The following is a 2,174-nucleotide window of genomic DNA, read 5'->3' on the forward strand; positions in this document are numbered from 1 at the left end:
TAAATCTTTAGATACGCAAAAAAAGCCCTAAGGAATGGCAGTTCCTTAGGGCTTTGGTGATAGTGTGACCTATCTATTCGGCAAAGTCATTATATCATGTTGAGTATATGGGGTCAAAAACGAGATTTTTTATACGCTTGCATGTCTTGATGAAAAAATTGCAGGATATGAAATAAGCATGATGTACCTCTTTATTTTTAGAGCCCTTTAGGGCTCTTTTGAAACCCTCAAAGAGGGTTTCTTCTTATCTTGATACTAGTAGGAAATAACTCACGGGCAAAATTAGGTCTCTTAAATCTTTTAAACCGTTGATTTTACTGGCTTTTTGGAAACAAAAAAAGCCTTTTTACTTCTGAAAACTTTCGTGTTATAATTTAAGGGTCGAATCTATAAATTATGAAAGGGGAAGTGCAGACTTTTTTGTGTATTTCAAAATAACTTGTACAGAAATTATAGCATGGAGAAAACTTTAAATCAAGAGCGAGTCCTTTTGGATAAAAATAAAAAAGGCAAGGATAGACGCTGGAGAGAACGAAAAATATTGAGTTTGCAATTAGCTGATATTTTTAAAGAGTTGGGTTATAAAACTAGCTTAGTAGATCGTATATCATCTTGCGGTGATGTTTTAAAATTTATCAAGAACGAAGATGGTTCTTTGAAACTTTATCAAGCTTATTTTTGTAAGAATAAACTTTGTCCCATGTGTAATTGGAGACGTTCTATGAAACATTCTTATCAGACATCACGGATTGTCGATGAAGCGATTAAGCAGGAGCCGAAAGGGAGATTTCTTTTTTTGACCCTGACGGTTAAAAATGTTCCTGGCGAGGAATTAAACAGGACATTAACGTCATTGACAAAATCTTTTGACCGATTATTTAAGCGAGTTAAAGTTCAAAAAAATCTTATCGGTTACCTTAGGTCTGTCGAAGTGACGCATAATGAAAAAAAAGGTACTTATCATCCTCATATCCATATTCTACTAATGGTGAGACCTGGTTATTTTCAATCCAAAAATGATTATATCAATCAAAAAGAATGGGGTGATATGTGGGGGCAATCATTGAAAGTTGACTATATTCCAATTGTTGATGTTCGGTCTGTGAAAGAGCAGGGAAAAGGATTAAAAGGAGCTATCCTTGAAACTGCTAAATATCCAACAAAGCCAATTAAGTTAGATATTGAAAATAAACAAGTCGTTGATGATTTGTATAATGGGTTGTATCGTAAAAGACAGTTAGGCTATGGGGGTATCTTTAAAATTATCAAAAAACAATTAGCTCTTGATGATGCTGAAAATGGAGATTTAATTCATACTTCTGCTGAGAAGAATGAATTGTCAGAGGGCACAAAAATAGTTGCCATTTGGAATGCGACTAAACAAAATTATTTTTTGAGATAGTTTATGTTTGCTTCAGGCAAGCAACGGTTTTGTCATGACAAACCCAAAAAATGTTGTTTTTGTCTTGTTAGGATTCTCCTAAAACCGCGTAATAAAAAAGATCAGTATTTTTAAATAATACTGATCTTTTTTTGATGTCATGGTATTCGATTTTTTACTCACTAGCGTTCGTATGATTTTATTTTTCAGTCGGAAATCATTCCAACTGAAAAATAAAATAGCAATAGTTTGGTCGAGCGTAGCGACAAATTCAGATGATATCATCTGAATAAGGTTTTAGGCACCCTGACAAGCTGTTTAAGCGATTTGTGTATACAAATCCGTTGCTTGCCTGAATCAGATTGTAAAATGCTTTAAAACGCAAATATGAGCATTCTGAGAGCTTTTAGTGACCAGTTAAGTGATTTATGCCGAGAAAACTTTTGAGACAAAGCTGAGCGATTTAGACTTAGCGTAGTCGAGTCGTCAGGCTGGAAAGCTGACGACCGAACACGCAAGTAAGAAATCAGCGAAGGTTTCTTTGTGTCAAAAGGAAATTGGAATAAAGGAAACGAGATTCCTTAGGGTTATGGTAATCGAAAAAATAAAAAGGTCATGATATAATGGTTAAGCTATCGGAAAACCGGTCGTGACCTGCAGGTCGTGAAAGGAGGTGATAGATGTGATTTATTTATTCGAGCTCTTACTTGCTGTTATGGCAAATATCTTGGCATGGATTATTTGCAAATGGTTGGACAGCAAGAAAAATCGATAGTCAACCTTTTCCACCCGT

Annotated in this window: 1 protein-coding gene; it reads left to right on the top strand. The window is 34.9% G+C overall.

What is annotated here, in order from left to right:
- Nucleotides 1-457 precede the first annotated feature (457 nt).
- Nucleotides 458-1,402 (top strand): protein rep, encoded by a 945-nt coding sequence (locus tag AKK44_RS04855; protein ID WP_054278756.1) that lies wholly within the window; start codon nucleotides 458-460, stop codon nucleotides 1,400-1,402.
- Nucleotides 1,403-2,174: the final 772 nt, after the last annotated feature.

The organism is Streptococcus phocae, assembly GCF_001302265.1.
Taxonomy (GTDB): domain Bacteria; phylum Bacillota; class Bacilli; order Lactobacillales; family Streptococcaceae; genus Streptococcus; species Streptococcus phocae.